We start from the raw sequence: 26,356 nt of genomic DNA, 5'->3' as shown, positions 1-26,356 counted from the left end.
GTCTGTCCGGCGAAGCCTCGGGAGCTGTATGCCGTCCTCAGGAGCTGAACGGCAACTTGTGGAGCTGCTCGGCGGTACGTGATGTGCGTTCGCGCTGCTTCGTCATCCGGGCGTAGTCACGGTCGCGCCGTTCGGAGACGACCGCGTTCAGGAAATCTTCGGGCAGCGTGCCGGCCGGCGGGGCTGGGAAGACGAACGCTGACGCTTCGCTGGCGAGTTCGACGGCGAGGGCAGCGCGCGCCGGAGGAGTGAGCCGCGTTGCCTGTCCGATGAACTGCGAAATGCGGCGGGTCAGTGCGTCCGGCAGTTGGGCGACGTCGGCGGTCCTGATCCAGTCCTGCAACGACGGCGGCAGTACAGCACGGGTGCGTGTCTTGACCACGACGCGCTCATGCATTGAATAGGTGCCCGCGAGGAGGTCGCCGAGCCGTTTGGAACGCTCGTTGAATACGGCCACCAGGAACGCGAGCGAGCCCACCAGGAAGTAGATTTCGAGGACAGCCAGCATCCCGCGGATGAAGGCGTGCCGGAAGCGGATGGAACCGCCGTCGTCGCGCACTATCCGCAGGCCCATGACCAGGCGACCGAGTGACTTGCCTCTGGTCACCGTCTCCACCGTGACCGGGATGACCACCAGGACCAGCACCACCAGCACCAGTACGAGCGCCTGGGTGAGCGCGGCGTCGAATGACCCGCCGAACGTGTTCCCGACCGCAACGATGACGCCGATGATCACCAGGAATTGTGCGAGCAGGTCGATCATCAGGCTCACGGCGCGCGCGCCGAACGATGCCGGGCGCAGCTCAAGAACGACCGCTTCGCCTGTGATGACCGAGCTCATGGACTGTCCTCCCCTTGGATGATTTCAGCTTAGCCGCCCGATGGCCGTACTCCCCGGGGGCTAAGCTGATCGGGTGGATCTGGACGCATTCGAGGAAGTTAACCGCGCAGACTGGAACCGGCTGGATTCGCTGACCCGGCAGCGTCGGCTGAGTGGTCGCGAGGCGGATGAGCTGCTCGACTTGTATCAGCGTGCGTCGACCCATCTGTCGATGATCCGATCCATCGCGCCGGAGAGTGCGCTGTCCAACGAGTTGTCGATGCGGTTGTCGCGGGCCCGGACCAGGTTCACCGGCGCCCGGTCGAACGTGCTCGAGGATATAGCGCGGTTCTTCGTGATCTCGCTGCCGGCGGCCTTCTACCGGATCCGATGGCTGACCGTCGTCGTCGGCGTGGTGTTTGTGGCGGTTGGCTGGCTGTACGGGGCGTGGGTTGCCAACACGCCCGGCGTGATCGCGGCGCTGGGTAGTGATGAGGAGATTCGGCGGTACGTCGAGGAGGACTTCGTCGACTACTACTCGGAGAACCCCGCCGCGTCTTTTGCCGGTCTGGTGTGGACCAATAACGCGTGGATCGCGGTACAGGCGGTGGCGTTCGGAATCACCGGCTTCTGGGGCCCGTTCATTCTGTATCAGAATGCTCAGGGGGTCGGGATTGCCGGAGGGATGATGGCGTCCTACGACAAGCTCGATGTGTTCTTCACCTACATCTTGCCGCACGGCTTCATGGAGCTGACCGCAATCTTCATTGCGACGGCAGCCGGACTCCGCATCTTCTGGGCGTGGGTTTCGCCCGGTGCCCGGACCCGATCGCAGGCGCTTGCCGAGGAAGGCCGAGCACTGATCACCGTTGCCCTCGGACTGGTTCTGGTGCTGTTCATTTCCGGCCTGGTGGAGGGTTTCGTGACGCCGAGCCCTTTGCCTGTGTGGTTGCGGATCGGCATCGGCTTCCTGGTTTTCGCGCTGTACTGGGTGTACACACTGGTGCTCGGAAGGCGTGCCGTTCGGGCCGGGTATACCGGCGACCTCACTGAGGAGGACCAGGGGGCGTCCGTCCTGACGGCCTAGAACCTCCGACGGCGTGCCCCACAACGCCGCTCCCGGACCGCGCGGGTACTGTCGTAGATAGGAATTCCATCCAAGGAGACAGTCGTGGCTGACAAAGTCGAGAACCAAAACACGAGCGGACCGGCAGGCAGCGAGCGTCGCGCTGCACTGCGTTCGGACGTGCCCGGCGGGGGTTCAACCCGCCTTCGCGAAAGCGGCTTCCCCATGCGGAAGGCCAGCACTCTCCCCGATGTATCGGCCTACAGCGAGCCGATCAGCAGCGGAACGTCCGAGTGGGGATCCGAGGAGCCCCACCATGAGCCCGTTGCGGCGGTACCCGCCACGGACGACCCCTCGACCCCGGCTACCCAGCAGATCGCCGCAATACCCGTCACGGGGAAGGGTGTCACCGACACCGACGCCGACGCCGACGCCAGCGCTCACGTATCAGAGGGCGCCCGGGAAACCGACGACGATCCTGCCCCGGACACTTCCGCCCTCACCATCCGCCCGCCCGAGGAAGACGTCACCCGCCGGGCGAGCCAGCGCGACGAGGCCGCGGCCGCCAAGCCCGTCCTTCCCCGCGTGATGCAGGTCGTTGTCGCCGTATTCTTCCCAGTGATTCTTCTCGGAGCAGCTGTTCGCGCGGTCACCACGCCGCTGTTCCTGTGGGCCGAGTATCACCGCCCAGGTTTCCCCGCTGACAGCTACGGGTTCAGCACTGAGGACAGGATGACATACGGCTCGTACACGATGGATTACATCCTGAACTGGGCGCCCGCCCGCTACCTGGGAAACCTCGTCAACACCGACGGCGACCAGCTGTTCCTCGACAGCGAAGTCGGTCATATGGCTGACGTGAAGGCTGTGCTCTCTACTGGCTTTGTCGTTGCAACCGTCCTCGCCATCCTTGCCATTGCGGCCTGCGTCTATCTGGCTCGCCGCTACCCCGGAGGAATCCGGCGGGCTCTGTTCTCTGGTGCGGTTGCGACCCTTGTGCTGGCCGTAGTCCTCGCAGTGGCGGGTGTGCTGGCATGGGAAACCTTTTTCACCCAAGTGCATGCGCTCTTCTTCGCCGACGGCACCTGGACCTTCCGCCTCGACGACACCCTCATTCGACTCTTCCCTGCCCAGTTTTGGATTGACGCCGCTGCGGTTGTCGGCGCAATTGTGCTGCTTGGCTCGGTGTTGACACTGGTGCTGACCTGGCCCACCAGGGCGCGTCGCGAGAAGTCGGCGAACGCGTACGCAAGGCGCCGAGCGGCGGGCGGCGTCTGACTCTTCAGGAGTACAGCTTCTCCACGGCGGTTGAATACTCCTTGAGCACGGCTGCCTTCTTCAGCTTCAGAGTCGGAGTGAGGTGCCCGGAGTCGACTGAGAATTCGGCGTCGAGAATGGTGAACTTCCGGATCTGCTCGGCCCGGGAAACCAATTCGTTCGTCGAATCGACGGCCGTCTGAAGCTCGGCACGCAGCGCCGCCTCCGGCACCGGCGTGCTGTGACCGTTGGCTGCGGCCCAGTTCTGCACGGCCTCGGGATCGAGCGTCACCAGCGCAGCTACGAAGGGCCTGTTGTCGCCCACCACGAGGGCATGCGCCACGAGCGGATGCTCGCGCAGCTTCTCCTCGAGCGGGCCGGGTGCGACGTTCTTGCCTCCCGCCGTCACCAGGAGATCCTTCTTCCGGCCCGTGATGTGCAGGAAGCCGTCCTCGTCCAGGGTGCCGAGGTCGCCTGTGCGGAAGAATCCGTCCTCGGTGAACGCCTCGGCGTTGGCGGAAGGGTTGTTGTGATAGCCCTTGAACACCCCGACGCCGTTGACCTGGACCTCGCCCTGGTCATCGATCCGAAGCGTAGTTCCCGGCATCGGAATACCCACCGATCCGACGCGGGAAAGCCCCACGGTGTTCGTTGTACAGGGCGCTGTGCTCTCAGTAAGCCCGTAACCCTCCAGGACGTTGATTCCGGCACCGCGGAAGAAGTGAGCCAGGTGCTCGCTCAGCGGCGAAGCACCGGAAACCGTGTGCACCACTTCACCGCCGAAGACCGCCCTCAGCTTCGGATACAGCACCCGGTCAAAGAGGGCATGGCGCGCCCGCAACAGCAGCGACGGGCCGCGTCCGCCCTGCGCCCCAGCATCAAGAGCACGCGAGTATGCAACCGCGGTGGCATCGGCAGCGCGGAACAGCTTGCCCTTGCCGGCAGCCTCCGCCTTCTGCGCTGCCGTGCTGTAGATCTTTTCGAAGATGCGCGGCACCACCAGCAGGAACGTGGGCTTGTACGCTGCAAGATCCTCCAGCAGTTCGGTCGCATTCGACGTATGCCCAAGCTTCACCCCACCGGCCACACAGACCAATTGCACCGCCCGCGCCAGCACATGGGCCAGCGGGAGGAACATGATGGTCCGCGCGTTCTCCTGCTTCAGCAATTCGGGCAGGAACTCGACCGTGTTGACCGCGAACAAGGCGAAGTTGGCGTGCGTGATCTCGCACCCCTTGGGGTGCCCTGTTGTTCCCGACGTGTATACCAGCGACGCCACATCCTCCAAGGTCCGGCTTGACCGCGCTGACTCGAGCTCCTCGTCGCTCACGGACTCGCCCGCGGAGATCAGCGTGGCGAAGGAGGATGCGCCGTCGTCGTAGTTCATGAGGATCAGCTGCGCGTCAGGCGCGGCCTGGCGCACTGTGGCCGCCTTCTCCTCGTTTTCGACGAGGACGACGACGGCGGCAGAGTCCTCAAGGATCCAGCTCACCTGGTGTGCCGAGGAGGTCTCGTAGATGGGAACGGTGACGGCGCCGGTGAACCAGATGGCGAAGTCGGCCAGAGTCCACTCGTAGCGCGTCTTCGACATGACCGCGACCGAGTCGCCGGGTTGCACACCCCGCGCGATCATGCCCTTGGCGAGGGCGCGCACCTGATCGAGGAAGCACTCGGTACTGACGTCGTTCCAGGAGCCATCCGACTTCACCGCATAGAGCGGAGCCTGAGGCGCCCGCTGGTGCTGTGCGAGGAGCAGGTCGGTGACGTTGAAGTCTGCCGGAAGGTCGACCATGAGTTCGGTGGAGGATTCACGCATAGGGTGCAGCTCACTTTCCCTCGGAGGCGACTGGCGCCGTGTCAGATCCAGCTCGGCATCCACATCCGCAGACGCCAGGAGTCGTAGGGGATGGTTTCGGCAGTCCAGATGGGCAGGAAGTACGCGGCGACCAGGACCGCAAGCACAACGAATCCTCCCACGAGCACAATACCGCTCCGTCGCCGCCAGGGACTGTCACCGGGTCCGCCCAGCACGAGTCCGAGGACGTACGTCAGCGAGAGGATGAGGAACGGCGCGAAGGCGATGGCGTAGAAGTAGAACATGGTGCGGTCCGGGAAGAGGAACCAGGGCAGGTATCCGCCCGCGATGCCAGCCAGGATGGCTCCGGCCCGCCAGTCACGCCGGCCGATCCAGAACAGCAGCACCACGACGAGCGACAGGGCGCCGGCCCACCAGATGACGGGGTTGCCCAGCATGAGCACCGACTGTGAACAGTCCGAGGCGCCGCAACTCAGCCCGTCGGACTCGTAGTGGAAGTTCGTGGGCCTTCCGACGAACAGCCAGGACCAGGCGGTGGCCTCATACGGGTGCTCGCTGCTCAACCCCTCGTGGAAGCTATACGCGCTGCGGTGATACTCGGCGAGGGAGCGCAGGGGAGCAGGCACCCAATCCCACAGCGGGTCCGGATTTTCGGCGGCCCACTGCCGGTCATAGGCGTCGGAGGACAGGAACCAGCCCGTCCAGGTGGCCAGATAGACGAGCAGCCCCAGCGGCACAATGGACGCGAAGGCCTGAAGTCCATCCCGCACGACGGCGCCGACCCCCCAGCGCCGGATGCCCACTGCGCGCCGGGCGGACATATCCCACAGCACGGTCATGAGCCCGAAGACCGCAATGAAGGGAAGCGCCGACCACTTGGTGCCGAGCGCCAGCCCGAGCGCCACACCCGCGGCGATCCGCCACGGTCGAAGCCCCAGCCACGGCCCGTACAGCAGTTGTTCGCGGGTGGGCTGACCCCGTTCGCGCGCATAGCCGGCCATGAGTAACGCCAATCGCCGCCGCGCCCAATCCCTGTCCAACACCAGCAGAGCGAAGGCAACGAGCACCCAGAACATCAGGAACACGTCGAGCAGCGAGGTGCGCGAATGCACCAGGTGCTGCCCGTCCACAGCCATCAGGAGCCCTGCGATAGCCCCCAGCACAAGAGATCCGAACAACCGCTGCGCCACCAGGGCAAGGATGAGGATCGACAGCGTTCCCACCACCGCCGCGGAAAACCGCCAGCCGAAGGGATTCGACGGACCGAACAACGCCATCCCGACGGCGATCATCCACTTGCCGACCGGCGGATGCACCACGTAGTCCGGGGTCTCCAAAATCACCCCGGGATTGCCGGCATTGAACGACTCGTCCGCTTCCTCGGGCCACTCACGCTCATACCCGGACAGCAGGAACGAGTAGGCGTCTTTGACGTAGTACGTTTCGTCGAAAACCAAGGTGTCCGGTTCACCCAGCCGGACGAACCGCAGCACTCCGCCGATCAGCGCCACCAGCACCGGCAGCAGCCAGCCCCACAGGCCGAACCGCACCTGCTCGCCGAGGAGCCGCCTGCGCAGAACCCGTTCCGAAAAAGCCGTACGCGCCGAAACGACCCACTGCCGCTCATACCCCTCGCGGGGGGCGGCAGCGGTGGTGGTTTGGCTCACCGCATCATCGTACCGAGCGCCCCTGACAGTTCGGTGCGGGCCATGAACGCTGCGCATCCCTGAACGCTGCGCCCCATCAACGACGGGCCTTAACCAACTAGGCTGAACCAGTGACTGAGGAAACGAACGACGACGGCGCCCGCCCCCTCCCGGAGGACGCGAACCTCACGGAGGCTGACCACGAGTCAGATCCTGTAGCAGACGCGGAGGCAGACGACGAGGTTGATCTCCCGCAGCCCCTCCTGCCCGAAGCCCTCACACCGGGCAACGGCAGCATTGTGCTGGCCGCGACCCCGATCGGCAACATGGGGGACGCGACGTTCCGGCTGGTGTCACTCCTGGAGACCGCAGACATCATCGCCGCCGAGGACACCCGGCGCCTGCAGCGGCTCATCCGCTCGCTCGAGGTAACACCACGCGGCAGGACCCTCAGCTACCACGAGCACAATGAAGCGTCCCGTACCCCCGAACTGCTCGACCTTGTCGCTGCGGGCGCAACCCTGCTGCTCGTGACTGACGCCGGCATGCCCTCCGTCTCCGACCCGGGATTCCGTCTGGTCGAAGCCGCAGCTGAGCGCGGCATCCAGGTCACCGTTGCTCCGGGTCCGTCCGCCGTCCTGACCGCACTGGCGCTCTCCGGACTTCCCACCGACCGTTTCTGCTTCGAGGGGTTCCTGCCCCGGAAAGCCGGGGAACGGGCAGCACGATTGGCTGAACTTCGCACCGAACGCCGCACCATGGTCTTCTTTGAAGCACCGCACCGCCTCGAGGTCATGATCCGGGCACTGCACCAGGAGTTCGGTCAGGACCGGCCCGCCTGCGTCACCCGAGAACTCACCAAGCGTTACGAGGAAGTGATCCGCGGACCGCTCCGTCAGCTCCTTGAGTGGGCGGAAGGGAACGAGATCCGGGGGGAGATCGCCGTCGTCGTCGGTGGTGCACCGGCAGACCAACCGACCGCCCCCGTCGACCATGTCGGTGCGGTCAATGAGCTCATGAGCCAGGGGCTGCGCCTCAAGGAGGCCGTCGCCGCCGTCGCCGAGGACGCGCGGGTCAGCAAGCGGGAGCTGTACGCGGCAGTGGTGGCTGCCAGGACCTGAGCCGGCCGCAATCCGGGCAGGGGACCGACTGTGCAACGTCACAGTGGATCACCGCTTTCGTGGTGCAGGTTTGTATGGACATGGCCCGAAACGCAGGGCTAGCGTGAGAGCCCTGACACACAACCGATTCAGAGCTGACTGAGAGCCGACTTCAGTTGAGCGAATCGACGACCGTAAAGGCTCCCCGGATGACTATCACCGCCCAGCGCGAACAAGACCTTCTGTCCTCGGTCCCCACCGGCCTGCTCATCGGCGGCGAGTGGCGCGACGCGTCGAACGGGAAGACCTTCGACGTCGAAGACCCGGCTACCGGCAAGACACTCCTCAGCATCGCCGACGCCAGCCCTGAAGACGGCAAGGCCGCACTCGACGCCGCAGTCGCCGCACAGGACGAATGGGCGAAAACGGCGCCGCGCGAACGCGGCGAGATCCTGCGCCGCGCCTTCGAGCTGGTGACTGAACGCGCCGACGACTTCGCGCTCCTCATGACCATGGAAATGGGCAAGCCCCTGGCCGAGGCCCGCGGCGAGGTCATCTACGGCGCCGAGTTCCTCCGCTGGTTCTCCGAGGAAGCCGTCCGCATGTCCGGCCGATACTCCACGGCTCCCGACGGCAAGTCGCGCATCCTCGTCAACAAGAAGCCCGTCGGCCCGTGCCTGCTGATCACCCCGTGGAACTTCCCGCTGGCCATGGCAACACGGAAGATCGCTCCCGCCGTCGCCGCCGGCTGCACCATGGTGCTCAAGCCCGCCAACCTCACCCCGCTGACCTCGCTGCTGTTCGCGAAGGTCCTCGAGGAGGCCGGCCTTCCCAAGGGTGTCCTGAACATCGTCAGCACCACCAGTGCCGGAGCGGTCACCGGGCCTCTCATCAAGGACAGCCGCCTCCGCAAGCTCTCCTTTACGGGTTCGACGCCGGTCGGCCGCCGCCTGCTCGCGGACGCTTCCGAGAACGTCCTGCGCACCTCGATGGAGCTTGGCGGCAACGCCCCGTTCCTGGTCTTCGAGGACGCTGACCTCGACAAGGCCGTCGACGGCGCCATGGCCGCAAAGCTCCGCAACATGGGCGAGGCCTGCACCGCTGCCAACCGCTTCATCGTGCACGAGTCCGTCGCCGCGGAGTTCGCCGAGAAGCTTGCTGCCCGCATGAAGGGCGTCACCCCGGGCCGCGGCACCGAAGACAGCTCCAAGCTGGGCCCGCTGATTGACGGCAAGAGCCGCGACAGCGTGCATTCCCTCGTGAAGGACGCGGTCGACGACGGCGCGCGGCTCCTCTCCGGCGGTGAACCCCTCGACGGCCCCGGCTACTTCTACCCTGCGACGGTGCTCGCGGACGTTCCGTCGAAGTCCCGCATCCTGCAGGAGGAGATCTTCGGCCCGGTAGCGCCGATTGTCACCTTCTCGAACGAGGACGACGCCGTCCGGCTCGCCAACAACACCGAGTACGGACTCGTGGCATACGTTTTCACCCGCGACCTGAACCGCGGCCTCCGGATGGGCGAGCGGCTCGACACCGGCATGCTGGGCCTCAATGCCGGCGTCATCTCCAATGCGGCGGCACCGTTCGGCGGCGTGAAGCAGTCGGGCCTGGGACGCGAGGGCGGTTACGAGGGGATCGAGGAGTACCTCTACACCCAGTACGTCGGCATCGCCGACCCGACCGCCAGCTAGGCGCTGTTCCGGATTTCCCACCTTCTGCTTCGACGCCGCCCAGAACGACGGCGTGTCCCAACCGACACGCCGTCAGGGCCGCCAGAAGGTGGGGAAACCGGACCGCGGAAGCCCAGCACCCGAACTACGAGGACGCGGAAACCAGATCCTCGCTGCGCTGGGCCCCGAACGGCTGCCACAGCGACTTCGGCCACAGCCGCGCGCGGACCCGTGCCGGCAGCGACGCCGACCGGCGCAGCGCCTCGGTCACCGCCTGAACATCATCCCAACCGTTGGCGGCCCGGATGTCCGCACCGGCGAACTCCGCGTACTCCTCTTCCTCGTAGGAGCGCCGCAGCCGGAAGATGGCACCCGCGGCGGCGTCGTCGAACCGGCCGCGTTCCCGAAGCCGCTGCTCGAACGTCCGCGGCGTGTCCGTCGGCAACGGGGCGAGCCCGTAATCGGCCGCCACCTCGACCGTCTCCGCCCATGCCATCGTTGCGGCTCCCACTCCGCCCGTGTTGGCAGTGACAGAACGACGACGGCGCCGCGTCCGCAGCACCCGCCACGCCATCGGCGTCAGCGCAAGCACCACGAGCAGCAGGGCAAGCACGACGCCGAGGGTTGAGCTCCGCTCCGAGCTTTCCCGCGCCGCGTCGGCGGTTTCCGCCTCCTCCGCTTCAGGAGAGGGGGTTGCCGTGGACGGGGGAACCGGGCCGACACCAGGGTTCAAGCTGTCGTTGTCGATCGACGGGCTCACCGGCGACAGGGACGAGAGCGCGTAGTCCGGCACCACACCGCGGGACGGCGTCGGCTCGAACTGCACCCACCCCACGCCCTCGAAATACAGTTCGGGCCACGCGTGGGCGTCCTTGGAATTCACGGAGTACTCGGTGAACTCAACGCCGTCCGGGCTAAGGAACTGCTCGCCGGTGGGCGTACCGGGGGAGTAACCGACGGCGACCCGGCTGGGGATGCCCGCGAGCCTCGCCATCACGGCCATAGTTCCGGCGTAGTGCACGCAGTACCCGGACTTGGATTCGAGGAACCGGGCCATGACATCGAGGCTGTTGCCGTCATAGCCGCCGTCCACGGGCGCATCGACCGAGTACACGAAGGACGGCCCGCGGAGGTAACTCTGGATGGCGATCGCCTGGCTATACGGGTTGGAAATGCCCTCCACCACCGACGCCGTCGTGTCCCGGATGATGCCCGGCAGCGAACCGGGCAGGGCGAGGAACTGTTCGGGCACCGCCTCCGGATTGGCTGCCGGGATCGCCTGCAGCCGCTCCCTCGTCAGCACGGGTTCGGTGCTTTCCACAAGGTAGTCCTGGTCCGCGGTGGAGCCGCCGTCGATCGCGAGGATGCTGAGGTTCCCCGGGTCGTAGGCCCACCGCCCGTTCAGTCCGTTGATGGAGACTGGAGCGTACGGTGCCAGCAGCCAGGGGCTGGTGAAACTTTCAGTGTCGATTCGCGTCAGCACCGTCTCGCCGGGAGGCTGGCCGTCACCGGCCATCTCCTCGACACCGGCTACGCGCTGACCGAGCCGCTGATCCGGCTCCCAGCGCTGCCCGCTGAAGTCCTCCAGCGTCACCGACCGCAGGTACAGCGGCTCCTCAGCCGTCGTGGCGTACTCGATCCGTCCGAAACCATTGGGATTACGCAGGTCATTGCCCAGTGTGACGATGGGATTCAACCCCGTCGCGGTACCCCACAGGTTCACCCGCGCTCCCTGCGGGAACACACCCGAATTGAAGCCCGGGATGGCCAGCGGAAGGACGACAGCGATGCCCAGTGCCAGCGCACCGATCGTCAGACCCCGCGACAGATGCGCACCGGACAGCTCGCCGGAGGACGCTGAGTCCTGCCGTGCCTCTAGCCAGTGGGCGGTCCCGAGCAGCAACAGATATCCAGCCACCGCGGCGACGAAGGACGGGACACCCACGCTGTTGATGCGTACGACGGCGGGGACCACCAGGATTGCCAGCAGCGCCAGTCCGCTGGTGGCCGGCATCCGGAGCGTATTGGCGAGCGTGTCGACGAGGATGGCGATGATTCCGATGCCGGCGCACACCACGAGGAAGAGTCCTCCGGTTGGCAGGACGGGCGCCACCTGCGACACCACAGTGTTCTCCGCATGACCCAACAGCACTGACAGCCGGCCGACGAAACCCTCGCCCGGGAAGAAACCGAGCGTGCTCTGCCCGGGGAAGAACTGCCAGATCAGGGACCCCGCCAGCGCAACAACACCCACGAGGGGAGCGAAGTACCCCGGCAGCCGGGACCAGCGGGACAACGCCATGAAGAACAGCACCGTTCCCACCGTCACCATGACGGGCGTGAACCAGGTCCAACCGAAGATCACTCCTGACAGGCTCAGCGAGGTCAGCATGACGGCCGCGAAGGAGGCAGCGCTGATCAGGAGGTGCCAGTGCGTTCGGCGCGGAGCCTCCTGCCGGTTGGGTAGGAGGCGTTGCGCCTGTCCGCTGGGGGCGGGGCGGGAAAGAGTGGCTGTCATGCCCGTGCTCCTGTGCCGAGTGGGCCGGTCTTGATTGTGGTCTTCGCAGTGGAGGAAGTCACCGTGGCAGGCGGCGTATCGAAGTGCGCCCAGGCCGTGGGAAGCGAAGCGTTCGGTGTTACGGCGACAACATGCCAGCCGGCGCCGCGCAGAACGTCCATCACTGCGTGCAGGTCCCGCGGCCGTTCACTGACGAGGACGGCGAAGGACTGCGAGCCGTACTCCGCTGCGGGTCCGAGGTCGCGGGCCTCAGCCTCACTGATCGCACCGAGCAGCGCGATCAGCGGTCCGCGGTTCTTCAGGCCGGCCAGCTTGTCCAGCATCGGGTCACCGAAGGGTAGGACGGTGGCGGAAGGGCCGCCGCTGCCCGGACGCCGCACCGCGTGGGAACCGGACCAGCCGGGGGCGCCGGACGCCCGCTTCTGCGACGCTGCCGAACGCTTCGTCGGATCAGGCAGCAGTTCGAGGGCCGCGAGCCCCTGGGCGATGTTATGCAGCCCGCCCTGGCCTGAGAATTCCTCGTCGTCGGGCCATGGCGCGGACACCGAGCGTCGCAGTGCAGGCGCTCCTGTTTCGTCGACGAACCGGAGCGAATAGCCGCGTTCCAGCAGGTGCGCCGCGATCGACACGGCACCGACCACGGCCCACTCGAAGGTGGGGGAGGAGAGCATGCCCGAGTCGGTCTCGGGATCGCCGCCGAACGCCGAGAGGAAACCGGACCCGTAACTGGCCTGCCGCTGATCGAGGATCAGGGTGGCTTCGGGGGTGGTGACAGATTCTTCCTGCCGCACCATGAGTTCGTTGTGCCGGGCGGTCGCAGCCCAGTGCACCCGGCGCATGGGATCGCCGTGGCGGTATTCGCGGGTCATGACGTCGTCGTCGCTGGGATTCGCATTCCGGCGGGTGACAGCGTTGCCGTCCGTGCCCCGGACCCCGGTGAGCGGCGAGTGCGGCAGCTCCAGCGGGCTGGGGGTGACCACCAGCCGGTCCGTCCCGCCGAGCGTGTGCCGGGAAATGCCCAGGCCGAAGGGGTCGGTGAAGCCGGCGGTGACGGGGCCGACGTCGTACACGCCCCTCGCGGCCGACCGCAGCCGGTACTCATACAGGCTCACCCCGCTCGGGGTGGGGTGGCGGGCGGGGAAGTGGAACTCGGGGGCGTCGCCGAAGCGCTGCGGAAGCTGTTCGCGCATCACCACGGAGCCGCCCAGCGGACCGTCGGAGGCTACGGACAGCGTCACCGTGGTGGTGAACCCTGTCTCCATGCTCTGCGGCGCGAAGGTGCGGTGCACCGTGAAACTCGGCTTGACCAGTCGCAGCACCAGCACGGACACCAAGGGCAGTAGGACCAGCAGGAGGCCTAAGTACAAGAGGTCCCGACGGCCGAGGAACTGGGCCAGCAGGAGTGAAAGGACACCGGCCGCGGCCAGTCCCCATCCCCTCGCGGTCAGGATGCGCGGTAGCCGTTCGACCAGTCCCATGTGCTCAGCCGTTTCGGGAGGAGGCGCTCGCCGCGTCGCGTGCCACCGGCACCCGCGCGAGGATGCCGGAGATGATCGACGACGGCGTCTCGCCGGAGCTGAGTGCCTTCCGGTCCAGGATGAGCCGGTGGGCGAGGACGGATTCGGCGACGGAGCTGACGTCGTCGGGCAGGACGAAGTCGCGGCCTTCGAGGGCCGCACCGGCCTTCGCCGCTCGCAGCATCTGCAGCAGGCCGCGGGGGCTCGCACCGAGACGGAGCTGCGGGTGCTGCCGGGTGGCATGCCCGATGCCGACCGTGTACTCCTTCACCGCGGGGGAGACGTACACCTGCCGGACCTGGCGGATCATCGCTGCGACGTCCTCGACGCCGGCGACCGGCTGGATGGAGCGCAGCGGTGAGACCGACTGGTGGGTCTCGAGCATGTCCATTTCCGAGCTCATGTCCGGGTAGCCCATGGAGATGCGGGCCATGAAGCGGTCGCGCTGGGCTTCGGGCAGCGGGTAGGTGCCCTCCATCTCGATCGGGTTCTGGGTGGCAATCACCATGAACGGTTCGGAGAGGCGGTAGGACGAACCGTCCACCGTGACCTGGTGTTCCTCCATGCACTCGAGCAGCGCGGACTGGGTCTTGGCGGAGGCACGGTTGATCTCGTCACCGATGACGATGTTCGCGAACACCGGACCGCGCCGGAACTCGAACCGGTGGGAGTCCTGGTTATAGATGGAGACGCCGGTGACGTCCGAGGGCAGCAGGTCCGGGGTGAACTGGATCCGGTTGACGCTGCAGTCAATGGTCCGGGCGAGGGTCTTGGCGAGCATGGTCTTGCCGACGCCCGGTACGTCCTCCAGCAGCAGGTGACCTTCGGCGAGCAGGACCGTCAAGGCCAGCCGGGCGGCGTCGGGCTTGCCGTCGATGACCGTGTTGATGGACTTCAGGATGCGCGCGCTGGTGTCGTGGAACATCTCGCCTGTCATGGGCGGACGAACAGTATCCGCACTGGGCGCCGTGCTGCCGTTGGGGGTGGCGTACTGATTGTGGGCGTCCATGGATACCTTCCGGAAACGCTGCCGGGAACGCCAAACCACGACGGTGTGGGAAACGTCAGTGGAACACGTGCGGGGCAACGGTTGCTAACTAGCTCAAGACTACTAGGACAACTGAGGTTCGTGGCGGAAAGTTCCGCTCGCCAGCGCGGATCCGGGCAGACTGCAAGAAAAGTCTAGGGTTGGACTATGTGCACCAGTTCGATCCCCGTTCAGTACCGGCCCGAAGAGACGACGGCGGAAGACTCGCCCACCGGCCGGTCACGCGCTCCCGAGGCGGGCGGCCGCAGCCGGAAACTGGAGTACCCGCCGGCGCCGGAGCCGCTTCCGTACCCCGTGATGGACAACCACACGCACCTCGATTTCCGCGACGGCCAGGTTGCCGTGAGCATCGCCGACGCGATGGATGCGGCGGAGGCCGTCGGCGTCGGCTTCGCGGTGCAGGTGGGCACCGACCTGGAGTCCTCCCGCTTCACCGTCGAGGCGGTGGACCAGGACCGGAGGCTGCTCGGCGCCGTCGCGATCCATCCCAACGAGGCGCCCCTGCTCGCCGAGGCCGGCGCCCTCGAGGACGCGCTCGCCGAGATCGAGCAGCTCGCGCAGCACCCGCGCATCCGCGCCATCGGCGAGACCGGCCTGGACTACTTCCGCACCGGCGAGGGCGGGCGCGAGCGGCAGGAGTACTCCTTCCGCCGGCACCTGGACATCGCCCGCCGCCTGGATCTTGCCCTGCAGATCCATGACCGGGATGCGCACGACGACGTCGTAAAGGTCCTGCGCACAGAGGAACCTCCCGCCCGGGTGATCTTCCATTGCTTTTCCGGCGACGCCGACCTTGCCCGGATCTGCAACGAGAACGGCTGGTTCATGTCCTTCTCCGGAACCGTCACCTTCAAGAACGCACGCGGTCTGCGCGATGCCCTGGAGATCGCCGACCCGGCCCTGATCCTCACCGAAACCGATGCGCCGTTCCTCACACCGCACCCCTTCCGGGGGCAGCCGAATGCCACCTATGCCGTGCCCTACACGGTCCGGTTCATGGCGGAGCATCTTGGCTCTGACTTGGAGGAACTCTGCCGGTCTGTCAACGCCAACACGCGGCGTGCGTACGGGGAATGGGAGTGACGCGGGACAAGTAAGCCATTTTGCTAGCTTGCCCTTGTATCACAGTTCGATTACGGTGGGCTGATATTAGCCGGGGTCGGGGAAGGCTTTCGACTAATGCTGTCCGCTGCGACGGGTCTCTTCTTTGTTGTACCGCTGGCGTTGAGCCGCGCCTGATTGACGTTCTTACTCAGGCGTGCACAGCTCAACTCAAGCGGTGTGCTCAAGGGTGCCCGCCGTCGTCGTTCATATGCCTGTGCACTGATGCGCTGTGCCCACTGCTGGGACAGCTGTTCCCGTGCGCCCACGTCCCCGTGCCCGGATGCGACGCGGGATGGATATTTTGTGACACAGCGGGATGCGAAAGCCTGGGCAGTTCTGGCCGGGCAGGGAACGGTGATGGCGAGTCTGGTTGTCGGGCTCGTGGCCTTTGTCGGCACCGGCAAGAGCGTGGAGGTCGTTGTCGACGGCCAGTCGCAGACCGTCCAGACCTTCGGCGGCACGGTGGAAGAGGTCCTGAGGACCGCCAACGTCACCGTTACCGCGAATGACGACGTGTTCCCGTCCCTCGCAAGCTCCGTTGACGACGGCGCCGCCATCCAGGTCAACAAGGCCACCGCCATCGAGGTCCGGCTGAATGGAGCCGAGACCGTCGTCCACACCACCGGCGAAACCGTCGGTGAACTCGTGAACGAGCTGGGTGTGGCCCGCGAGTCGGACATCTCCGCTCCGGCCGAGACCCGGTTGGTCACGCTCAGCTCCACGCTCAGCATTTCGACACCGAAGACCGTCACCCTCGCCGTTGACGGCAAGAACCACCGCATCGAGACCACCGTGAACACCGTGGCGGACCTCCTGAAGGATGCGAAGGTCACCCTCGGCGCCGAAGACCGGGTTTCCGTGCCCGTCAACAGCTCTGTGATCACCGGGATGGGCCTCAAGGTCACCCGCGTCGAGACCGGCAAGAAGATCACCGAGACCGAGAAGATCGACTTCACCTCCACCGAGGAAGAGACTGACGAGCTGCTCGTCGGCGAAAGCGAAGTTGTTCAGGCCGGCGTCGAAGGCGTCCGCACGCGGGTCTTCACCGTTAGCGTCATCGACGGCAAGGAAACCAGCCGGGAAAAGGTCAGCGACAAGGTCACCCGCGAGCCGGTGGCAGAGATCGTCGCAATTGGTATCCGCGAGGAAGAGCCTGAGCCGGAGGAAGAGGAGCCGGCTGCAGCGAAGGCCGAAGCGCCCAAGGTCGACGAGATCGAAACGCCCGAGCCTGCCCCTGCCGCGGTCGCTTCCGGCGGCGGCGCGTGGGATGCCCTCGCCCAGTGCGAATCCGGCGGGAACTGGTCCATCAACTCCGGGAACGGCTACTACGGCGGCCTGCAGTTCAGCGAGTCCAGCTGGCTCGGAGCCGGCGGCGGCAAGTACGCCCCGCTGCCGCACCAGGCATCGCGCGCCGAGCAGATCGCAACCGCCGAGGTTCTCAAGCAGAACGGCGGCTGGGGACACTGGCCGTCCTGCTCCTCGAAGCTGGGACTGCGCTAAAACGCTGATACGACTGCTTTCGCAGCGCCCGTGCCGGTTACCGGCACGGGCGCTGCCGTTTTTTCGGGTCCCGATGTGCCGGATTGCTCACTTCTCGCCGGAGGGTCCGCACAGCAGGGCCGCCATCCCGGGGAGCGCGCAGCGACCGCAGGGCAATAGGGAGCAAACCGGAACGGGTGAATGCAGCTGGCGGGGCTGCCCGACGCGCCCCGCTACGATGGCTAGGTGAACGACAAGGCGAGCCCATCCCCACCACAGGCCCTGCTCGGCGCGACTGAGATCCGCCGGCTGGCAGAGGAACTGGGGATCCGTCCCACCAAGACGCTGGGCCAGAACTTCGTCATTGACGGCAACACCATCCGCAGGATCGTGGCGGCTGCCGCCGTCGATCCGGCAGAGACGGTGCTCGAGGTCGGGCCGGGACTGGGGTCGCTGACCCTCGGGCTGCTGGACGCCGCACAGCGCGTAGTGGCCGTAGAGATCGACCCGGTGCTCGCCGCACGCCTGCCGCAGACCATCGCGCAGTGGCGCCCTGAGCGGGCCGCGTACTGCGACGTGGTCGAGGCCGATGCGATGCGCGTCACCGAGCTCCCCGCCGAGCCCTCCGCGCTGGTAGCCAACCTCCCGTACAACGTTGCCGTCCCCGTGGTGCTGCACCTGCTCGCGCACTTCCCGTCGATACGTCACGGACTCGTCATGGTGCAGGATGAGGTGGCCGATCGCCTGGCCGCCCCTCCGGGCTCCAAGGTGTACGGCGTGCCGTCGGTGAAGGCGCAGTGGTACGGCCGGATGCGCAAGGCCGGCGTCATCGGCATGAATGTCTTCTGGCCTGCGCCGAAGATCGCCTCCGGCCTGGTCGGTTTCGAACGGCATGATCCGCCCCGGACCACTGCCTCCCGCGAGGAGGTGTTCGCCGTCATCGATGCCGCCTTCGCCCAGCGGCGCAAGACCCTCCGTGCGGCCCTCGCCGGCTGGGCGGGAAGCGGTGTCCTCGCGGAGCAAGCACTGACCAGGGCCGGCGTCGACCCCTCGGCCCGCGGCGAAGTCCTCGACATTCACGCCTTCGCCCGCATCGCGGAGTCGAAGCAACAGCTGCCGGCGTAGGCCGGCCTCGTTCCGGACACATTCCTGCACCGTCCGGACCAGTACGACGACGAATGCGCCGGCTAAGCGCGCAAACTCGCCGTCCGCCGTCGTCCCCTTGACTAGAAGCTGCAGGATTGTGCTCGGCCGACCCCAAGCAGGCAGTAGACAATTGTTGCAACGCAGAAACGGCGGCCTCCCGAAGGAAGCCGCCGTTTCTGCGTTTAACGAGTAGCCGGTGCTTACAGACCGCCCTGGCGGGTTGGAGGCATGAAGCCGCCGGTCTGGTCCTCGTCGTCGCGCTCGGCTGCGCTGCGGGTGTCGCTAGCCGCGAGGCCGTCCGAATCACCCTCGGTGTCTACCAGGCCGTTGGTCTGGTCGAAGGGCTCACCCAGGGGACGCTCGGAAGCGATGCCAGGGGAGACATCGACGGGAGCGCCGGCGACGGGCGTGACGTCCGGCGGGGTGGTGTCCTCGACAGGGACAACCGGCGTGACCGGGATGTCCGTGGTGGTCGATTCGGTGTCAACGGTGTCCTTCTTGCCACCGCTGGCAGCTGCCACGCCTGCTGCTGCGGCCGCTGCGACGCCTACCGCTGCGGCAGCTGCCTTACCGGAGATGCCGGCCTTGCCGCTGTCGCCGCGTGATGCTGCGGCGTCATCAACAGTGGGCGAACCGACGGTGCCGCCGGCAACGGCTCCGCGCCAGGCGCCGGTTGCGTAGCCCTCGTCCTCGATGAACTCCTTGAAGCGCTTGAGGTCGCCCTCGGCTTCCTTCTCGACCACGTTCAGCTTGTCGCCGATCTTTTCGATCATGCCCTCGGGCTCGTACTCAAGCTCAAGCTTGATGGAGGTCTGGCCGCCGCCGACGTCTTCGAATGAGACGGCTCCGGCGTTGGTTGCACCCTCGGTGGCTGCCCATGCCACGCGGCGGTCGGGCTCCTGTGCGAGGATCCGTGCCTCCCACTCGCGCTTCACTCCGCCGATCTCAGCGACCCACTTGAGCCGGTCGTCGGTGAGCTGCTCTACCTTCTTGACCCCGCTCATGAAGTGGGGAAACTCTTCGAACTGTGTCCATTGGTTGTAGGCCACGCTCACTGGAACGTTGACCATGATCTGCTTCTCGATCCTCGTGCTCACAGCGTCTCCTTCGGATAGGAACGTCCGATGAACTGGTAATTCATCAGTATGCTTACCATACCCATCGACCGTACATCTGACTATGGCCGGACACAAGAACCACGACTTCGTTCGCCGCGTGGCCCGGTCCTCGCCGCCCGCTGCACACAGTGCTTCAAAACTGCGTAGATCCTGCGCTTCTTCCCCTGATTGACGGCGAGAATCCGGCTTATGCTGAGTTCGGTTTGAACGTTTCTTGGGGGAGTGCGTGAGGAAAATCCTGGGTTGGGCTGTCATCGCAGCCATCATCTTGTGGGCTGCTGCCTTCTTCATCCTGAAGTCCACCCATGACCGGGTGACCGAAGAAATGCTGGCCGTCGCGGCCCAGATGCGGGTCCCTTCCGGCTGGACCCTCGAAGACGAGAACGTTGAGCGGGAAAAGCTGATCTGCCTCAACGCCAATCCGTGCCCAAGCTTGAGCCGCACCTGGCAGACAGACACCGAGCTGGATCCGGAAAGCTTGCGGAACCTCGCCGCATCAGCCGGATGGGCTGTGCAGTTGGAAGGCGATTGCAGCCGGCCGTCCGGCGCTATCGGACGCCGGAGTGTGTGTTCAGGCCACACGATCGACGGCGGGTACGAGGTCACACTGCGCGTTGACAGCCCAGATGAGGGTGCTCCCAGTCAGTTCTGGTTGCATCTGGAAGCTTCCGGCGAATAGCGCCGAAGGCCCTGCGCATTCTCGCGCGGAGGCAGCAAAAGCCGCGTCTGCGGCAATTGTCGAAATTGGGGGACCGAAATGCTCTTGAAACGTCCAAGCCGTGCCGCTGCAGTGCTGCTGAGTACTGCTGCAGCGGCCACATTACTGGTAGGAGTGCCGTCAGCCTCGGCCAGCGGAGAGCTTTCGGCTCCCTGCGCTGATGTGGAGTCGGTGTTTGCGAGAGGTTCGGGTCAATCGACCGGCGAGCCTGAGGTGGTGCGCTTCGTCTCGGAGATCGATCGGCGCATCAGCCCGGCGCTGACCCATCACCCGTACGAACTCGGCACGGAAACCATCGACGGGAACCAGTATCCGGCCGTGCCGGTGGGCGCCGGGTCCTGGGACAGTTTCTGGAACACAGTAGGAGCGGGGTCGAGCGGTGGCGGCAGTTTCGCCTATGGCGACAGCGTGAACGAGGGCATCGCAGAGCTCGACGCGTATCTGACCGAACGGGCTGCGACCTGCGCAGACTCGGTCTTCGTTCTGGGTGGATACTCGCAGGGCGCGCAGACAGTTGGCGAAACCTACGTCGAGACGCTCCCGGACGATTTGCGGCAGCGGGTGATCTTCCAGGGACTGTTCGGCGATCCGAAGCTGCATTTGCCGGAAGGTGAGGGTTTCAACCCCCCGGCATGCCGTGGAGAGGAATATTCGGAGTGGCGGCGGGACGTTCCTGACTGCGATACCGACGGTGGCAGCCTGGGTGCCCGCGATGCCTACCTGCCCGAGGGGTGGACATCGACCACCGGCCTCTGGTGCGCCGATGATGATTTTGTCTGCGGGTCGGCGAAGAACCCGCTGACCACCTCCGGGCATGAAGACTACGAGGCTGCCGGCGGCGACATCGATGCCGCGGCGCGGGAGATCGCCGAACGCCTTGCTGCCCAGTTCCCGGACAAGGCCGACGAGATCGACAAGAACATCAACGAAGCGGGAACCGGGACCACGGGCCTCGACGTGGTCTTCCTCATCGACTCGACCGGTTCCATGGGCTGGCAGATCGAGGACGCCAAGCGCTTCGCGGCCAACATGGCCACCACCATCCAGGAGCACCGCGGTCGCGTGGCCCTGGTGGAGTACAAGGACGCCGGTGACGCTGTGACTGCGCGGATCCTCTCGGGTTTCAACGAAGACACCACCGAGTTCAACCAGCAGCTTGCCACCATCTACCCGTATGGCGGAGGGGACTTCCCCGAGGCTGTTCTGCACGCGCTGATGACGGCCTTCAACGGCCTGGAATGGCGCAACGGTGCCACCAAGGCCGCCATCGTGCTTACTGATGCCACCTATCATGATCCCGACCGAGTGGACGGAAGCACCCTCGAAGCAGTCGCGAAGCGTGCGCTGGAGATCGATCCCGTGAATGTCTACCCCGTTGTTCCCGCACACTACGGCAGCTTCTACACCCAGCTGGCAGAGGCCACCACCGGTGAGGTCATCGTCAACAGCGGCGACACGGAAGCGGCGCTCACCCGGGCGCTCACCAAGATCAATACGCGGCCCGTCGCCCTGATCAAACACCCGCACTACTACGCGCAGCCGGGCCAAAGTATCAGGTTCGATGTATCCGATTCGTACTCGCCGGCGTCGGAAATTGTCTCCTACGAATGGGACTACAACGGTGACGGGGTCTTCGAGGAATCGTCCACGACTGCCGTTGCGGTACGGACCTATTCTGAGGTGTTCGACGGCGTCATGCAGGTGCGGATGACGGATGCTACTGGCACGGCCTCCAACATCTCCGCCTTTGTCGAGGTGGGCGGCGCAGGTCCGGACGCGGGCCGCCTCCCCGCTCCCGAGTCCCTGCAGGCCGCGGTCACAGCAACCCAGGACGGAATCAGCACCGTCGATGTCACCTGGGATTACTCCGCTGCAGCGGCCTACCGGTTCGGGATCACCGTCAACGGCATTCCGGTCGGTATGACGGACGGAACCGCTCGCTCCTTCACCGTCACTGACATCGAGCGGGCGGAGGACGTGGAAATCGGAGTCGTTCCGTTCACGGAGGCAGGCGACATGGGCTTCAGCGCTTCCGCGACAGTGCCCGGGTTCCGCTATGACTTCGCCGGCTTCCAGCCCCCCGTGAGCCCTGCCGGAGAGGTGAGCACCGTGACTGCCGGTCGCGCAGTGCCGCTGAAGTTCAGCCTCGGCGGCGACCAGGGCCTCGAGGTTCTCTCCGGTGGCGCACCCGTTTCTGCTTCATCCGAATGCAATACCGTGCCCACCGGCGAAGGTTCACCGGCTGCGTCCGCAGGCGGCAGTGGCCTCCAGTATGACGCGGCCTCCGACACCTACACCTACGTGTGGAAGACGGACCGTGCCTGGGCGGGCACCTGCCGGGTCCTTCAAATGACGCTCGATGACGGTAGCCTCCATGAGGCGGTCTTCAGGTTCAGCAAGTAACCTTCCGGCCGTTTGAGAGTAATTCGCATGGCGCGGGTCCTTCACTGGGCTCGCGCCATGTGCATTAACGAACTCCCGCCCAACCTTTCGATTCGGTCACGACGCTTCTCGCCCTCCGGTTGCTGTCTATATGCTCGACGGGATTGCGACCATACCCGGGGGCGTTCATGAGGAAACTGGCTGTCAGCCTTGTTCTCGTGATGGGACTTGTCTGGGCCGGGGCCTTCATCTTCGTCAAGAGCTACCGGGATGACGTGGCAGCCAAGGTGGGGCCCATCGCAGACCAGTTCAAAGTTCCCGGCTCCTGGGTTGTCCTGTCGGAGCACATCGAGAGGGAGCGTTTCGTCTGCTTCAACAGCAAGCCCTGTCCGACACTGAGCCGCACGTGGCAGGCCGATCGGGTGATAACGGCCGATGACATCCGGCAGCTGGCCAGGAACGCCGGCTGGGAGTTCGAGATCGAAGGCACGTGTGAGCGGCTGGACGAAGCGGTCGGTATGAGCACTGTGTGCTCTGCGCTTGCCATCTATGAGGGACAGCAGATCCAGTTGCGCGTCGACAGCCCCGAACCGGGTGCAGCAAGCGTCCTGCGACTACACGTCATGGCGTCCAACGGGTAAGCCACACCCTGATGCCGAACAAACTGCATGCAAGACAAACTGCATGCCGAACACACTCCATAACAATCTGCTCACGTGATGCTTCCGTGCTGTAGCGAGGTCCTTCCACCCGGTAGCGTGCTTCGGGTAGGCGATGCAGCATTGCACGCCTTACCGCGGCGGTTCCCGCCACCCTCTGGTTTAACCCTTCACGAGAGTAAGCCCTTGCCCAAGCTGCCGTCCGTCATCGCCCTCACTCTGACCACCTCCCTCCTCCTGGCGGGCTGTTCTCTCGGCTCACCCGACGAGCCCGCTGCGGACACAGCCACGCCATCCGACTCTCCTTCGCCGTCGGAAGCTCCGACACAGGAAGCGACGGCGACCGACGAAGCCGAAGGGACCGAGCCGAGCACCGAGCCGTCCGACGTGCCCACCGCAGAGCCGACGACGGCGGCACCGGTCCCCACCGATGAACCCTCCACGGACCCGGAGGATCCCTTCGTGCCTCCGCCTCACGGCGAGCTCAACCCGCTGGAGCCGGCACCCGGTGATCCGTTCGTCCCGCCGCCGCACGGTGAGCCGAACCCGTTCCCCAACAGCCCGCAGCAGGGCCCCGGCACAGGCGGGGGGAGCGTTGCCTACCCGCAGCCGGGTTGGCCAGGGCCGGCCATCAACATCGTGCCTGGAACGCTCACTATCAGCGGCTCCGGCTACGCCCCCGGGGAGCGGATCGAGGTCATCCTGGGTGCGCCCCATACGGATCAGCAGCTACTCGACCAGTCAACGGTGTATGCGGGTCCTGACGGCTCGTACACGTTTGACATCTACATTGGCCCAGAGCTAGCCGGCGCAGAGTACGGGCTGATGACCGTCGCTCCGGACCGCGGGCAGTGGGCCGCTGAGCAAAGCAAGCGTTTCCTCTCGCTGCGAGTGTCACCCAACCCGTGACCTCGAGCAGCCCGAATTCAGCGGTAGGCCCGTCGCGACAGTGAAGCGAGTCGATTTTGGGAACCGGCACCCGAACGTTTACGTTGTAAACGGATGAGGCGTCCATAGAAACGAAAGCTTGGTGCAATCGATTTGGAACTCGTCGATCTTTTGATAGGCATGGCCATTCTCACGCTGCCCGTAGTGCTTCTTGCGGCGGCCGCCAAGGTGGTCCTTGACCGCAAGGCCAGCGCGCAGCGTCTGCAGCCCATCCCTGTTGAAGTAACGGTCGACAACCGGCGAGTCCAGTAAGCATCACCTCGGCGCGAACCACCCGTACTAAAGTTTCTCCTGAGCCCTGACGTGATCTAAGTTGGACACCATGGTGGCTGGGAAGACGGCAGGGATGCGTACAACAGGCCCCCGCGCCGTTCGGGTGAAGGCGCCGGGCAAGATCAACGTCTCTTTCCGGGTGGGAACACCCCGTGAGGACGGCTACCACAGCGTGGCCAGCGTGTACCTTGCCGTCTCCCTCTATGAGGAAGTTACGGCGACAGCAACGGACGACGACACCATCACCGTCACGGTCGACGGCCAGGGAAGCCTGAACCTCCCTATGGAGGAAATCCCGCTCGACGCGAGCAACCTCGCCGCCCGCGCGGCGGCGCTGCTGGCCGACCTGAGTGAGAACTCCACCGGCGTGCATCTCAACATCACCAAACGCGTACCGATCGCCGGTGGCATGGGCGGCGGGTCCGCCGACGCCGCAGCGGCCCTCCTTGCATGCGACGCGCTGTGGAACAGCGGTTTCTCCCGGGACGAGCTCGCGAAGATCGCCGTCGATCTTGGTGCCGATGTACCGTTCGCACTCATCGGCGGCACCGCCGTCGGAGTGGGGGTGGGGGAGCAGCTCACGCCGGCAATCTCAAAGACCCCGCTGCACTGGGTCCTGGTGTCTTCGGCCTTCGGGTTGTCCACGCCCGCCGTGTACCGGACCCTGGACGACCTGCGCCTCGCAAGCGGTGAGGAAACGCCGGAGATTCCCGAGATTGACCCGCAGATTCTCAGCGCCATGCGCTCGGGGGATGCGCACGCGCTCGCTGATCTACTCCACAACGACCTGCAGGCCGCGGCCCTGGAATTGGCGCCTGAACTGAAGGACGTGCTCGGTGCGGGCAAAGATGCGGGTGCGCTCGCGGGCATCGTCTCGGGCTCGGGTCCCACGGTAGCGTTCCTGGCCGAGTCCGCGGACCACGCGGCAACGATCGACGCCCTGCTGTCCACCGCCGGGTTGACCACCGAACTGGTGCACGGCCCCGCGCATGGTGCGCGGATAGTCAGCGACTACCTGGCCTGATTCCGGCCTTCCGTATCGGTCCCCGGGGACTTTGTACCCCGTTCGAAGGCCCGGATGACCGCTTGTGCGTGTTCCCGGAGGGTAGCGGGTTGGACGGCATGCGGAAGGTCGAACTTCTGCTCAAGGGCTTTTGTTTCCGATGCGAGGAGATCCTGACCGTCCGGGGTGATGTCGACGATCTGGCTGCGCTTGTCAGGCCAGCGACGGGACCGGGCTACCAAACCCTTCCTGGCAAGCCGTTCGACCGTCTTTCCGACTGTCTGTGACTGGATTTTGAGTTCCTCCGCCAAGTCGACCTGACTGAGCGCTCCGCGGAGGGTAAGGACGGACAGGATGGTCAGTCCTGCATAGGTGATTCCGTGTGCGGCCAGGTCCTCGTTATACGCGTTCTCGACGAGTCGGCCCGCCGTAATTATCAACCGGGCAGTCGGCCACTGTTCAAGGTTCGACATAAGCGCCTTAGGGAGGGTGGCTGGTCCGGCAGGATGCGAAGCCAGTCCAGCGGGTTAAAAGAACAACCGGTGTGGGAACTTGCAGCAGTCAGCAGTCCCCACACCGGCCGTGAAAAGCGGATTGTCTAGCGGGCGGTGTGCGTGCGGTTGCGGTCGCGGCTCAGGAGCACGCCGAGGGCAATCATGGCGACACCCAGAACGAAATGCAGCCAGTTGTCGGCGTTGTTGACCGGGACGAAGTTGGCTGCCGAGTCGCGATCGATGACCAGGCCGTAGATCCACAAAACCAGGTAAACGGCGCCACCGTAAATGAGGTAACTGCGTGCGCCCGAGACTGTCCGTGCCAGGGCAAGGCCCGCGACCCCGAAGAGCAGGTGCACAAGGTTGTGCAGGATGGACACCTGGAAGACACCCAGAAGCATTGCTGCGGAATCATGCCCTGCGAAGCTCATCTGGTTGTAGTCGCTGGTGATGCCCGGAATGAATCCGAGAACGCCGACGAGAAGGAAGACGGCTCCGACCGCGGTAGCGGCTTTTTGAATGTCCGTACGGGTCCTGTCACCTGTGGCTGAATTGTTTCCTGTGGTCATGATGT

22 protein-coding genes are annotated in these 26,356 nt (G+C 65.6%); 13 read left to right on the top strand and 9 right to left on the bottom strand.

The genetic code is table 11. The annotated features are described in order from the left end of the window. Positions 1–37: 37 nt before the first annotated feature. Complete coding sequence (locus tag AC5RU3_RS12220; RefSeq protein WP_309070499.1) at positions 38–841, bottom strand: RDD family protein; 804 nt, start codon at positions 839–841, stop codon at positions 38–40. 73 nt (positions 842–914) lie between these two features. Here AC5RU3_RS12220 and AC5RU3_RS12215 point away from each other — a divergent pair, with 73 nt between their 5' ends. Both AC5RU3_RS12215 and AC5RU3_RS12210 read left to right on the top strand, forming a co-directional pair. Beyond that, positions 915–1,907, top strand: coding sequence for a stage II sporulation protein M (locus AC5RU3_RS12215; protein ID WP_493965720.1), 993 nt, complete (start codon positions 915–917; stop codon positions 1,905–1,907). Between the two features lie 84 nt (positions 1,908–1,991). Further along, complete coding sequence (locus AC5RU3_RS12210) at positions 1,992–3,164, top strand: TIGR01906 family membrane protein (RefSeq protein ID WP_493965719.1); 1,173 nt, start codon at positions 1,992–1,994, stop codon at positions 3,162–3,164. A 4-nt stretch (positions 3,165–3,168) separates the two neighbouring features. Here AC5RU3_RS12210 and AC5RU3_RS12205 read toward each other — a convergent pair whose 3' ends face one another. Both AC5RU3_RS12205 and AC5RU3_RS12200 read right to left on the bottom strand, forming a co-directional pair. Continuing rightward, on the bottom strand, positions 3,169–4,959 hold the full coding sequence (locus tag AC5RU3_RS12205) for an AMP-dependent synthetase/ligase (protein ID WP_493965718.1): 1,791 nt from the start codon (positions 4,957–4,959) through the stop codon (positions 3,169–3,171). A 41-nt stretch (positions 4,960–5,000) separates the two neighbouring features. Further along, positions 5,001–6,683, bottom strand: a complete 1,683-nt coding sequence (locus AC5RU3_RS12200) for a dolichyl-phosphate-mannose--protein mannosyltransferase (RefSeq protein WP_493965717.1) — start codon at positions 6,681–6,683, stop codon at positions 5,001–5,003. 185 nt (positions 6,684–6,868) lie between these two features. On the opposite strand from AC5RU3_RS12200, the gene rsmI reads away from it, so the two are divergent. Together rsmI and AC5RU3_RS12190 are read left to right on the top strand one after the other, a co-directional pair. Further along, a complete protein-coding gene (rsmI, locus tag AC5RU3_RS12195) occupies positions 6,869–7,726 on the top strand; it encodes a 16S rRNA (cytidine(1402)-2'-O)-methyltransferase (protein WP_309070509.1) in 858 nt (285 codons plus the stop codon). Positions 7,727–7,914: 188 nt separating this feature from the next. Next, a complete protein-coding gene (locus tag AC5RU3_RS12190) occupies positions 7,915–9,396 on the top strand; it encodes an NAD-dependent succinate-semialdehyde dehydrogenase (protein ID WP_493965716.1) in 1,482 nt (493 codons plus the stop codon). A 124-nt stretch (positions 9,397–9,520) separates the two neighbouring features. On the opposite strand, the gene AC5RU3_RS12185 is transcribed toward AC5RU3_RS12190, so the two are convergent. Genes AC5RU3_RS12185 through AC5RU3_RS12175 form a run of 3 tightly spaced genes read right to left on the bottom strand, consistent with a single transcriptional unit; the run spans position 9,521 to position 14,419 of the window. Continuing rightward, positions 9,521–11,893 carry a transglutaminase TgpA family protein gene (locus tag AC5RU3_RS12185; RefSeq protein WP_493965715.1) on the bottom strand — a complete coding sequence of 791 codons (2,373 nt, stop codon included), beginning with the start codon at positions 11,891–11,893 and terminating at the stop codon, positions 9,521–9,523. Further along, positions 11,890–13,371, bottom strand: coding sequence for a DUF58 domain-containing protein (locus tag AC5RU3_RS12180; RefSeq protein WP_493965714.1), 1,482 nt, complete (start codon positions 13,369–13,371; stop codon positions 11,890–11,892). Before AC5RU3_RS12180 ends, AC5RU3_RS12185 begins: the two co-directional genes overlap by 4 nt. A 4-nt stretch (positions 13,372–13,375) precedes the next feature. Next, positions 13,376–14,419, bottom strand: a complete 1,044-nt coding sequence (locus AC5RU3_RS12175) for an AAA family ATPase (protein ID WP_493965713.1) — start codon at positions 14,417–14,419, stop codon at positions 13,376–13,378. A gap of 186 nt (positions 14,420–14,605) precedes the next feature. On the opposite strand from AC5RU3_RS12175, the gene AC5RU3_RS12170 reads away from it, so the two are divergent. From AC5RU3_RS12170 to rsmA, 3 genes are all read left to right on the top strand, one after another. Then, on the top strand, positions 14,606–15,541 hold the full coding sequence (locus tag AC5RU3_RS12170) for a TatD family hydrolase (RefSeq protein ID WP_493965712.1): 936 nt from the start codon (positions 14,606–14,608) through the stop codon (positions 15,539–15,541). A 324-nt stretch (positions 15,542–15,865) separates the two neighbouring features. Then, on the top strand, positions 15,866–17,062 hold the full coding sequence (locus AC5RU3_RS12165) for a resuscitation-promoting factor (protein ID WP_493965711.1): 1,197 nt from the start codon (positions 15,866–15,868) through the stop codon (positions 17,060–17,062). 225 nt (positions 17,063–17,287) lie between these two features. After that, the gene (gene rsmA, locus AC5RU3_RS12160) at positions 17,288–18,166 is read left to right on the top strand and encodes a 16S rRNA (adenine(1518)-N(6)/adenine(1519)-N(6))-dimethyltransferase RsmA (RefSeq protein ID WP_493965710.1); all 879 of its coding nucleotides are present in this window, start codon (positions 17,288–17,290) and stop codon (positions 18,164–18,166) included. A gap of 221 nt (positions 18,167–18,387) precedes the next feature. On the opposite strand, the gene AC5RU3_RS12155 is transcribed toward rsmA, so the two are convergent. Further along, the gene (locus AC5RU3_RS12155) at positions 18,388–19,284 is read right to left on the bottom strand and encodes an SRPBCC family protein (protein ID WP_493965709.1); all 897 of its coding nucleotides are present in this window, start codon (positions 19,282–19,284) and stop codon (positions 18,388–18,390) included. 247 nt (positions 19,285–19,531) lie between these two features. On the opposite strand from AC5RU3_RS12155, the gene AC5RU3_RS12150 reads away from it, so the two are divergent. The 6 genes from AC5RU3_RS12150 to AC5RU3_RS12125 all read left to right on the top strand — a co-directional run bounded on the left by AC5RU3_RS12150 (position 19,532) and on the right by AC5RU3_RS12125 (position 25,309). After that, entirely contained in the window at positions 19,532–19,984 is a 453-nt protein-coding gene (locus tag AC5RU3_RS12150) for a hypothetical protein (RefSeq protein WP_493965708.1), read from the top strand. A gap of 78 nt (positions 19,985–20,062) precedes the next feature. Beyond that, positions 20,063–22,426, top strand: a complete 2,364-nt coding sequence (locus AC5RU3_RS12145; RefSeq protein WP_493965707.1) for a PxKF domain-containing protein — start codon at positions 20,063–20,065, stop codon at positions 22,424–22,426. Between the two features lie 167 nt (positions 22,427–22,593). Further along, positions 22,594–23,046, top strand: a complete 453-nt coding sequence (locus tag AC5RU3_RS12140) for a hypothetical protein (RefSeq protein WP_493965706.1) — start codon at positions 22,594–22,596, stop codon at positions 23,044–23,046. A gap of 204 nt (positions 23,047–23,250) precedes the next feature. Beyond that, positions 23,251–23,973 carry a hypothetical protein gene (locus AC5RU3_RS12135; protein WP_493965705.1) on the top strand — a complete coding sequence of 241 codons (723 nt, stop codon included), beginning with the start codon at positions 23,251–23,253 and terminating at the stop codon, positions 23,971–23,973. A gap of 159 nt (positions 23,974–24,132) precedes the next feature. Further along, positions 24,133–24,264 carry a hypothetical protein gene (locus AC5RU3_RS12130; protein WP_309072851.1) on the top strand — a complete coding sequence of 44 codons (132 nt, stop codon included), beginning with the start codon at positions 24,133–24,135 and terminating at the stop codon, positions 24,262–24,264. A gap of 94 nt (positions 24,265–24,358) precedes the next feature. Beyond that, a complete protein-coding gene (locus tag AC5RU3_RS12125; RefSeq protein WP_493965704.1) occupies positions 24,359–25,309 on the top strand; it encodes a 4-(cytidine 5'-diphospho)-2-C-methyl-D-erythritol kinase in 951 nt (316 codons plus the stop codon). Here AC5RU3_RS12125 and AC5RU3_RS12120 read toward each other — a convergent pair. Then, positions 25,297–25,761, bottom strand: coding sequence for a MarR family winged helix-turn-helix transcriptional regulator (locus AC5RU3_RS12120; protein WP_493965703.1), 465 nt, complete (start codon positions 25,759–25,761; stop codon positions 25,297–25,299). The genes AC5RU3_RS12125 and AC5RU3_RS12120 overlap by 13 nt on opposite strands. Before the next feature lie 125 nt (positions 25,762–25,886). Further along, a complete protein-coding gene (locus AC5RU3_RS12115) occupies positions 25,887–26,351 on the bottom strand; it encodes a DUF4383 domain-containing protein (RefSeq protein ID WP_493965702.1) in 465 nt (154 codons plus the stop codon). Positions 26,352–26,356 lie beyond the last annotated feature (5 nt).

This window comes from Arthrobacter sp. MDB1-55 (assembly GCF_059092925.1).
The sequence above is the reverse complement of the archived record's forward strand: the minus strand, read 5'-3'. Positions and strand labels throughout refer to the sequence as shown.

What these genes read in the sequence shown, in the direction of transcription:
- AC5RU3_RS12220 (WP_309070499.1), bottom strand. Translation starts at nt 841, where the DNA reads ATGAGCTCGGTCATCACAGGCGAAGCGGTCGTTCTTGAGCTGCGCCCG.
- AC5RU3_RS12205 (WP_493965718.1), bottom strand. Translation starts at nt 4,959, where the DNA reads ATGCGTGAATCCTCCACCGAACTCATGGTCGACCTTCCGGCAGACTTC.
- AC5RU3_RS12200 (WP_493965717.1), bottom strand. Translation starts at nt 6,683, where the DNA reads ATGCGCAGCGTTCATGGCCCGCACCGAACTGTCAGGGGCGCTCGGTAC.
- AC5RU3_RS12190 (WP_493965716.1), top strand. Translation starts at nt 7,915, where the DNA reads ATGACTATCACCGCCCAGCGCGAACAAGACCTTCTGTCCTCGGTCCCC.
- AC5RU3_RS12185 (WP_493965715.1), bottom strand. Translation starts at nt 11,893, where the DNA reads ATGACAGCCACTCTTTCCCGCCCCGCCCCCAGCGGACAGGCGCAACGC.
- AC5RU3_RS12180 (WP_493965714.1), bottom strand. Translation starts at nt 13,371, where the DNA reads ATGGGACTGGTCGAACGGCTACCGCGCATCCTGACCGCGAGGGGATGG.
- AC5RU3_RS12175 (WP_493965713.1), bottom strand. Translation starts at nt 14,419, where the DNA reads ATGGACGCCCACAATCAGTACGCCACCCCCAACGGCAGCACGGCGCCC.
- AC5RU3_RS12170 (WP_493965712.1), top strand. Translation starts at nt 14,606, where the DNA reads ATGTGCACCAGTTCGATCCCCGTTCAGTACCGGCCCGAAGAGACGACG.
- AC5RU3_RS12145 (WP_493965707.1), top strand. Translation starts at nt 20,063, where the DNA reads ATGCTCTTGAAACGTCCAAGCCGTGCCGCTGCAGTGCTGCTGAGTACT.
- AC5RU3_RS12140 (WP_493965706.1), top strand. Translation starts at nt 22,594, where the DNA reads ATGAGGAAACTGGCTGTCAGCCTTGTTCTCGTGATGGGACTTGTCTGG.
- AC5RU3_RS12130 (WP_309072851.1), top strand. Translation starts at nt 24,133, where the DNA reads ATGGCCATTCTCACGCTGCCCGTAGTGCTTCTTGCGGCGGCCGCCAAG.
- AC5RU3_RS12125 (WP_493965704.1), top strand. Translation starts at nt 24,359, where the DNA reads ATGCGTACAACAGGCCCCCGCGCCGTTCGGGTGAAGGCGCCGGGCAAG.
- AC5RU3_RS12120 (WP_493965703.1), bottom strand. Translation starts at nt 25,761, where the DNA reads ATGTCGAACCTTGAACAGTGGCCGACTGCCCGGTTGATAATTACGGCG.
- AC5RU3_RS12115 (WP_493965702.1), bottom strand. Translation starts at nt 26,351, where the DNA reads ATGACCACAGGAAACAATTCAGCCACAGGTGACAGGACCCGTACGGAC.